Origin of the sequence: Promicromonospora sp. NPDC060271 (assembly GCF_042726755.1) — a bacterium.
GTDB lineage: Bacteria > Actinomycetota > Actinomycetes > Actinomycetales > Cellulomonadaceae > Promicromonospora.
Window position 1 is genome coordinate 1 of record NZ_JBHXBG010000224.1, and the last position, 8,023, is coordinate 8,023.

Annotated in this window: 6 protein-coding genes; 3 read left to right on the top strand and 3 right to left on the bottom strand. The window is 71.7% G+C overall.

Features of this window, described 5'->3' with window-relative positions:
• Positions 1-77 precede the first annotated feature (77 nt).
• The gene (locus ACFWE2_RS23360; protein WP_377226601.1) at positions 78-2,288 is read right to left on the bottom strand and encodes an NADP-dependent isocitrate dehydrogenase; all 2,211 of its coding nucleotides are present in this window, start codon (positions 2,286-2,288) and stop codon (positions 78-80) included.
• 165 nt (positions 2,289-2,453) lie between these two features.
• Positions 2,454-3,443 (bottom strand): malate dehydrogenase, encoded by a 990-nt coding sequence (locus tag ACFWE2_RS23365; RefSeq protein WP_377226602.1) that lies wholly within the window; start codon positions 3,441-3,443, stop codon positions 2,454-2,456.
• A 246-nt stretch (positions 3,444-3,689) separates the two neighbouring features.
• Here ACFWE2_RS23365 and ACFWE2_RS23370 point away from each other — a divergent pair, with 246 nt between their 5' ends.
• The gene (locus tag ACFWE2_RS23370; RefSeq protein ID WP_377226603.1) at positions 3,690-4,667 is read left to right on the top strand and encodes an MIP/aquaporin family protein; all 978 of its coding nucleotides are present in this window, start codon (positions 3,690-3,692) and stop codon (positions 4,665-4,667) included.
• A 144-nt stretch (positions 4,668-4,811) separates the two neighbouring features.
• The gene (locus tag ACFWE2_RS23375; RefSeq protein WP_377226604.1) at positions 4,812-5,933 is read left to right on the top strand and encodes a septum formation family protein; all 1,122 of its coding nucleotides are present in this window, start codon (positions 4,812-4,814) and stop codon (positions 5,931-5,933) included.
• 70 nt (positions 5,934-6,003) lie between these two features.
• Here ACFWE2_RS23375 and ACFWE2_RS23380 read toward each other — a convergent pair whose 3' ends face one another.
• Positions 6,004-6,270: a DUF3017 domain-containing protein gene (locus ACFWE2_RS23380; protein ID WP_377226605.1), complete on the bottom strand. Its 267-nt coding sequence runs from the start codon at positions 6,268-6,270 to the stop codon at positions 6,004-6,006.
• Positions 6,271-6,563: 293 nt separating this feature from the next.
• On the opposite strand from ACFWE2_RS23380, the gene ACFWE2_RS23385 reads away from it, so the two are divergent.
• The gene (locus ACFWE2_RS23385) at positions 6,564-7,958 is read left to right on the top strand and encodes an NAD(P)/FAD-dependent oxidoreductase (RefSeq protein WP_377226606.1); all 1,395 of its coding nucleotides are present in this window, start codon (positions 6,564-6,566) and stop codon (positions 7,956-7,958) included.
• Positions 7,959-8,023 lie beyond the last annotated feature (65 nt).

Consider the following 8,023-nt stretch of genomic DNA (forward strand, 5'->3'; position numbering starts at 1 on the left):
AAGTAGAGCGCCTGTCCGAGTCCCCTGGCGACGCCGGGGGTGAATCGGACAGGCGCTCTACTTCGCAGATCCTCGCGTCAGAGGGACGCGAGAGCCTCGTTGAACGTCTTGCTCGGACGCATCACCGCGCTGGCCTTGGCCTCGTCCGGGCGGTAGTACCCGCCGATGTCGGCAGGCTTGCCCTGGACCGCGAGCAGCTCGTCGACGATCGCCTGCTCGCTCGCGGCGAGCGCCTCGGCCAGCGGCTTGAACGTGGCGGCGAGCTCGGCGTCGTCGGACTGCGTGGCCAGCTCCTGCGCCCAGTACAGGCCGAGGTAGAAGTGCGAGCCGCGGTTGTCGATGGTGCCGAGGCGACGGCCCGGGGAGCGGTCCTCGCCCAGGAACGTGCCGGTGGCGCGGTCGAGGGTGTCGGCAAGGACCTGGGCCCTTGCGTTGCCCTCGGTCACCGCGAGGTGCTCGAAGGACGCGGCCAGCGCGAAGAACTCACCGAGCGAGTCCCAGCGCAGGTAGTCCTCCTCGACGAGCTGCTGGACGTGCTTCGGCGCGGAGCCGCCGGCGCCCGTCTCGAACAGGCCGCCACCGTTCATCAGCGGCACGATCGACAGCATCTTCGCGGACGTACCGACCTCGAGGATCGGGAACAGGTCGGTGTTGTAGTCGCGCAGCACGTTGCCGGTCACCGAGATGGTGTCCAGGCCCTGGCGGATGCGCGCGAGCGAGAACGCCGTCGCCTCCGCCGGGTCCATGACGTGGATCTCGAGGCCCTCGGTGTCGTGCTCCGGCAGGTACTGCTCCAGCTTCTGGATCAGGTTGGCGTCGTGCGCGCGGCGCGAGTTCAGCCAGAACACCGCGGGCGTGCCGGACAGCCGGGCGCGGGTGACGGCCAGCTTGATCCAGTCGCGGATCGGGGCGTCCTTGGTCTGGCAGGCGCGCCAGACGTCGCCGGCGCGGACCGTGTGCTCCATGAGCACGTCGCCCGCACCGTTCACGATCCGGACCGTGCCGTCGGCGGCGATCTCGAAGGTCTTGTCGTGCGAGCCGTACTCCTCGGCGGCCTGCGCCATGAGGCCCACGTTCGGCACCGAGCCCATCGTGGCCGGGTCGAGGGCGCCGTTGGCACGGCAGTCGTCGATCACCGTCTGGTAGATCCCGGCGTAGGACGAGTCGGGGATCACCGCGAGGGTGTCCGCCTCCTCGCCGTCCGGACCCCACATGTGGCCGCCGATGCGGATCATGGCGGGCATCGACGCGTCGACGATGACGTCGGACGGGACGTGCAGGTTGGTGATGCCCTTGTCGGAGTTCACCATGGCCATCTTCGGGCCGTCGGCCAGCGCGGCGTCGAACGCGGCGCGGATCTCGGCGCCGTTCGGCAGCTCGCCGAGCCCGGCGAAGATGCCGCCCAGGCCGTCGTTCGCCGACAGACCGGCGGCGGCCAGGTCCTGCCCGTACTTCTCGAACACGGGCTTGAAGAAAGCCTTCACGACGTGGCCGAAGATGATCGGGTCCGAGACCTTCATCATCGTCGCCTTGAGGTGCACCGAGAAGAGGACGCCCTCGGCCTTGGCCCGCTCGATCGACTCCGCGAGGAACGCGTCCAGCGCCGCGGCGTCGAGGAACGTGCCGTCCACGACCTCGCCCGCGAGAACCTTGAGCCCGTCCTTGAGCACCGTCACGGTGCCGTCGGCGGCGACGTGCTCGATGCGCAGGGTGTCGTCGGCCGGGATGATCACGGACTTCTCGTTGGAGAAGAAGTCGTCGTGCCCCATCGTCGCGACGTTGGTCTTCGAGTCGGCCGTCCAGGCACCCATGCGGTGCGGGTGCGCCTTGGCGTAGTTCTTGACCGAGGCAGGCGCACGGCGGTCGGAGTTGCCCTGCCGCAGCACCGGGTTCACGGCGGAACCCATGACGCGGCCGTAGCGCTCGCGCACGTCCTTCTGCTCGTCGGTCTCGACGCTCTCCGGGAAGTCCGGCAGGTCGTAGCCGAGGCCCTGGAGCTCGGCGATGGCCGCCTTGAGCTGCGGCACCGAGGCCGAGATGTTCGGCAGCTTGATGATGTTGGCGGACGGGTCGTGCGCGAGCTCACCGAGCTCGGCGAGCGCGTCGGCCTGACGCTGCTCCTCCGTGAGCCGCTCCGGGAACTGCGCGATGATCCGGCCGGCGAGCGAGATGTCGCGGGTCTCGACGTCCACACCGGCCTTCGCCGCGTAGGCCGAGACGATCGGCAGGAACGAGTACGTCGCCAGGAGCGGGGCTTCGTCCGTGTGGGTGTAGATGATCTTGGACATGGGTGTGGCTGACTCCCCGGGTTATTGGAATGTGCCGATCTCTCGACATCAAGATACCCGAGAGGCCCCGTCTCCCCGGAATCACGAGACGCACCTCACGCCCGAGCTGTCAGACATACGGGCCACTCGGGTGACCGGTACGTCTGACAGGTCGGCGCGGGACGGTCAGACCAGGCCGAGGGCGCGGACGGCGTCGCGCTCCTCGGCCAGCTCGGCCACGCTCGCGTCGATCCGTGCGCGGGAGAACTCGTCGATCTCGAGGCCCTCGACGATCTTCCACTCGCCGGTGCCGTCCGAGGTCACGGGGAAGGAGGAGACGAGCCCCTCCGGGACGCCGTACTCGCCGGAGGACCAGAGGCCCGCCGAGGTCCAGTCACCCTCCGGCGTGCCGAGCGTCCAGTCCCGGACGTGCGCGATGGCCGCGTTCGCCGCCGACGCCGCCGACGACGCCCCGCGCGCCTGGATGATCGCGGCGCCCCGCTTGGCCACGGTCGGGATGAAGTCGTCGGTGAGCCAGGTCGTGTCCGCGGCGATCTCGGCACCAGGACGCCCGCCGACCTCCGCGTGGAACAGGTCGGGGTACTGCGAGGCGGAGTGGTTGCCCCAGATCGTGAGCTTCCTGATGTCCGCGACGGCGGTCCCGGTCTTGGCAGCGACCTGCGAGAGCGCACGGTTGTGGTCGAGCCGGGTCATCGCGGTGAACCGCGTCGCCGGCACGTCGGGCGCGTTCGTCGCCGCGATGAGCGCGTTGGTGTTCGCGGGGTTGCCGACCACGAGCACGCGGACGTCGGACGCGGCGCCGTCGTTGATGGCGCGGCCCTGCGGGCCGAAGATGCCGCCGTTGGCCTCCAGGAGGTCCGCACGCTCCATGCCGGCGCCGCGCGGGCGGGCACCGACGAGGAGCGCCACGTTGACCCCGTCGAAGGCCTTGACCGGGTCGTCGAAGATCTCGACGCCGGCCAGGGTCGGGAAGGCGCAGTCGTCGAGCTCCATCGCCGTACCCTCCGCGGCGGCGACGGCCTGGGGGATCTCGAGCAGGCGGAGCCGTACCGGCGTGTCCGCGCCGAGCATCTCGCCCGCGGCTATGCGGAAGAGCAGCGCGTACCCGATCTGGCCAGCGGCTCCGGTGACGGTGACATTCACGGGTTCAGTCATGACCCCACTCTCGCACCGACCGGCCCGCCTCGCCCAGCCCCCACGCGACATCCGTGCACAGGGTCCTGGCGAGCGCCGAAGACCGGCCCAAGACGATGCCGTAGGGCACAGCATGACCATGGTGAAGAAAATACCTGCGCGCATTCAGGTATTGCCCAGCCAGGTAATGGCAGGATGTGCGCGACATCGCACGCACGCCGCCACAACGCGCACCGAATCGGTGTGCCACTGAAAGGATCTGACTTCATGTCCCAGGACCTCGCCGCGACCCGCGGCGTCACCGAGGTCGAGGAGCGGTCTCCGAGCCTGCTCTCCCGCCTGCTCGCCGAGACCTTCGGCACGTTCCTGCTGACGCTCGTGATCGTGGGGATGCTCGTCTACGGCCCGCTGAACTCGGCCCAGGCGCTCGGCATCGCGCTCGGTGGTGCGTTCGCGTACATCGCCGGTGCCGCTGCCGTCGGTCGCGTCTCCGGCGCGCACTTCAACCCGGCGATCTCGCTGGGCGCCTGGCTCGGTGGGCGCATCTCGGTCGGCACCATGTTCACCTACTGGGGTGCGCAGCTCGTCGGCGCCGTCCTGGCCGCCGCCGTGCTCTTCACGACGCTTCCCCGCGCCCTCGTCGAGCTGCTCGGCAAGGAGAACACCCCCGACGTCTTCAGCTCGGCGGTGAACGGCTTCGGGGAGCTCTCCCCGCTCTACCTGCAGACGCAGGGCGGGGCCCAGTTCGACTGGTTCCCGGCGCTGCTGGTCGAGGTCATCATCTCCGCGGTGCTCGTCGGCGTGTACCTGGGCGCCAACGACCCCCGCGGCAAGTTCGGCTACGCGCCGGTCGCCGTCGGTAGCACCATCGCCGCGCTGACCCTGGTCTCGTGGTTCGTCACCAACACCGGCATGAACCCCGCTCGCTCGACCGCCGCCGCGATCTTCGCGGGCGAGTGGGCCCAGCTCTGGCTGTTCTGGGTCGCCCCGCTCGTCGGCGCAGCCCTGGCGGCCCTCTTCTACCGCGCGTTCGCCTCGGGCGAGACCGAGGAGACGGACGAGCTGGACCTCGACGAGGACGACGACGATCTCGATGACGACGACGTCGTGGTGGTCGAGGAGACCGAGGTCGTCGTGGAGACCCCCGCCAAGACGGAGGCCAAGACGGAGGCAGAGGCGGAGGCAGAGGCGGAGGCCGAGGCCACCGCGCCCGAGCCCGCGAAGAAGGCCGACGACAAGGCCTGATCGACCGCAGCACCCGCACGACGCCGGGGCCGCGCCTTCCGTACGGGAGGTGCGGCCCCGTTGTCGTGCGGGCACTGTGCAGACCGTGCGGCGATCGGCAGCCGTTTGCCGGGTCGGCGCTACCCGGCGCTACGATCCCGGATCATGGCCGACAAGACGCAGACCCCCGGCGACGAGCCGGAGCCGGCTACGGAACCCGAGACGGCCGACCCGGCGGACGACGCATCGGACGACGCGACCGACGACGCGACGGATGCCGCAGCAGACGAGCCGGCAGACGACGAGCCGGCAGACGACGTCGCAGACGACGCCATCGACTCCGACGACCCCGACTCCGACTCCGACGAACGGCCCACCGGCCCCTTCCCTACCCGGGTCGGCTGGGTCGTCGCCGCGTTCCTGCTCTTCTGGCCGCTGGCGATCCCGGCGCTCGTGCTGTCGATGCGGACGGCGGAGGCCAACGGCACGGGGAACGTCCGCCGGGCGGAGAAGTCCTCCGTCCGCACGCTCGACTTCGCCCTGGGCGCCGTCACGCTGGGAGTGCTCGGCATCGTCGGGCTGGCGGTCGGCATAGTGGCGGCCCCCACCTACGCGTCGTCGCTCCCAGCGGGGTTCGTCGCGACGGTCAAGTCGTTCGTCCCGCCGGCGCTGGCGGGCCCGCTCGGCATCACCCTGCCCGACGACGGCGCCGCGGTCGCCGCGCCGACGCCGTCCCCCACCCCGAGCGACGACCCGTACGCGGACGCCGACCCGTACGCCCCGGACCCGTCGGCCACCGACCCCTACGCGGACGTCCCGGCGGACGACCTCGGAGAGACGCCAGGGGCCGACGACGAGACGGACCCCGCCGGCGAACCGGTCCCTGAGGTGGACGAGACCGCCACGGCCGGGGCGGAGATCCCCGACCTCGCGGTGGGCGACTGCTTCGACACGTCGGCGACGTCGGGCCAGACCACTCTCTACCGGATCCCGGTGGTGCCATGCAGTACCGCGCACGGCGGCGAGATCTACGCCGAGACCACGGCGCCCGACAGCCTCGCGCGGAACGGCGCCGCGCCGACGCAGCAGGCGCTCTGGGACGCCGCTGACGCGTACTGCTACCCCGAGTTCACGAAGTTCGTCGGGATGCGGTGGGCCAGGTCGGAGCTGCTGTACTGGCCGATCGCGCCGTCGGAGGAGAGCTGGGCCGAGGGTGACCGGCGCATCCTGTGCGTCGTCGAGTCGGAGCAGCCGGTGACGGGCTCCCTCAAGGGCGCGGCTCGCTGACGCACGCCGGGCGGCACGGGCTGCCCGGCCGGGCGGCTGCCTGACGGGGCGGCTGCCCGGCGGGGCGGCGTCAGATGCTGGGCGTCGCCACGGCGAGGGCGCCGATCAGCACCGCTGTCGCGCCGTACAGCACGATGTCGATGGTCCGCGTGCGGATGACGAGCCCGACCGGGTTGTCGAGCACCGCGCGGAAGATCGCGCAGACCACGAGGACCACACCGATGCCGATGGCCCCGGCTCGCGCCCCTGCGACCAGGCCGAGCAGCACCGAGAGGGCGACGCCGAGCAGCACGAGCCAGATCGCGAGATTGCTGCGCTGCGGCTCGGGTGACGTCATGTCGGATGCCTCGCCGCTGGAGGGCTCACTGCGGTCGAGCTCCTGGCTGGTCGTCGTGGTGGCAGTCGTCAGACGTGCCTCTCCGGTTCGTTCGAGCGTAGCCGTTCCGGCGGTTGCCGGCTCGAGGAGCGCCGTAGCGCCACCCGGTGCGCCGGAGGCTGTCCGCGTCTCACTGAGATCCACGGCATGAGACTACAACCGAAACGTCGCGATTCCGCAGAGCCGTGACCTGCTTGCAACCTGAATAACAGTCCGTTCCCAGGCTGGCGGCCCTGCGAGCTACCGTGAGGTCCATGCCCACGCCTTCAGCACAGGTCCCCAGCAGCGTCGTCATCGTGGGTGCGGGACTGGCCGGCGCGCAAACCGCCGCGGCGTTGCGGAAGCACGGTTTCGAGGGTCACGTGACGCTGCTCGGCGCGGAGGGTCTGCCGCCCTACGACCGGCCCCCGCTGTCCAAGGAGCTGCTCAAGCGCACGGAGCCGGTCTGGCTCGCCGACGACCTCGGCATCGACCTGGACGCCCTCACCGACGACCTCCGGCTCGCCGATCCGGCGATCCGTCTCGCGGTGGACCGGGAGCGCGTGGTGGTGCGGACGGCGTCGGGCGACGACGTGACGGCCGACGTCGTCGTGCTCGCCCTCGGCAGCGAGCCCGTCCGGCCGGCGGGCTGGGACGCCGCGGTCACCCTGCACACCGCCGCGGACGCCGAGCGGCTGCGCGCGGCCCTCGTACCGGGGATGCGCCTCGTCGTGGTGGGTGCCGGCTGGATCGGGGCGGAGGTCGCCGGCGTCGCCGCGGGCGCCGGCGCCCGCGTCACCGTGGTGGAGGCGGGCCCGGTCCCGCTGGAGCGGCAGCTCGGCCGGCGGGTGGGCGGCCTGGTCACCCCCTGGTACGACGCCGCGGGGGTCACCCTGGTCACGGGCGTCGCCGTCGACCAGGTGCTGCCCGGGTCGCAGGAGGGCGCACGGGACGGGGCGCGCGTGACACTGGCCGACGGCCGCGTGCTCGAGGCGGACCTGGTGCTGGCGGCGGTCGGTGCGCGGCCCGCGTCGGGCTGGCTCGCCGGCTCCCTCCCACGTGAGTCGAACGGTGGGCTACGGGTCAACCGCGCGGGCCGGTTCATGGGGCTGCGCTCCCCCACCGACCCGGCGGGCGGGCTGCACCTCGACGCGCTGCGCAGGGTCTGGGCGGTGGGCGACATCGCGACGCGCGAGCACCCGGTGTTCGGGCCGGTCCCCGGGGGGCACTGGTCGGCCGCCCTGCACGACCCCGACGTCACGGTCCGGGCCCTGCTCGGCCTCGACGAGCGCGCCGCCGAGCCGGAGCGGGTGCGCGCACGGCTCGGGCTCGCGCCGATCCCGGCGCACGCGCCGTACGTCTTCTCGCAGCAGCTCGGGCACGACCTGGCCCTGTTCGGCGCGCCGTCCCCGTTCGACGAGGTGGTGCTGCGGGGCGACCCCGCGGCGTCGGACGGCTGGGCGGCGCTCTACCTGGAGAACGCGCTGGACCGCCATCCCCGCCGCACCACGGACGGCCACCGGGTGGCGACCGTCCGGGCCGTGCTGCTGGTCGACAAGCCCCGCGAGGTAGGTCAGGTCCGCAAGCTGATGAACCGCGGCGTCCCGCTGGAGCTGGACCTGGAACGCGCCCTGGACCCGACGGTGAAGCTGAAGGACGCCGTCGTCTGAGCCGGAGGTGCAGCGCAGGGTAGAGGCTGACTCCAGTTCGCCGAGGTAGAGCGTGTGTCCGGACA

What these genes read in the sequence shown, in the direction of transcription:
- ACFWE2_RS23365 (WP_377226602.1), bottom strand. Translation starts at nt 3,443, where the DNA reads ATGACTGAACCCGTGAATGTCACCGTCACCGGAGCCGCTGGCCAGATC.
- ACFWE2_RS23380 (WP_377226605.1), bottom strand. Translation starts at nt 6,270, where the DNA reads ATGACGTCACCCGAGCCGCAGCGCAGCAATCTCGCGATCTGGCTCGTG.
- ACFWE2_RS23385 (WP_377226606.1), top strand. Translation starts at nt 6,564, where the DNA reads ATGCCCACGCCTTCAGCACAGGTCCCCAGCAGCGTCGTCATCGTGGGT.
- ACFWE2_RS23360 (WP_377226601.1), bottom strand. Translation starts at nt 2,288, where the DNA reads ATGTCCAAGATCATCTACACCCACACGGACGAAGCCCCGCTCCTGGCG.
- ACFWE2_RS23375 (WP_377226604.1), top strand. Translation starts at nt 4,812, where the DNA reads ATGGCCGACAAGACGCAGACCCCCGGCGACGAGCCGGAGCCGGCTACG.
- ACFWE2_RS23370 (WP_377226603.1), top strand. Translation starts at nt 3,690, where the DNA reads ATGTCCCAGGACCTCGCCGCGACCCGCGGCGTCACCGAGGTCGAGGAG.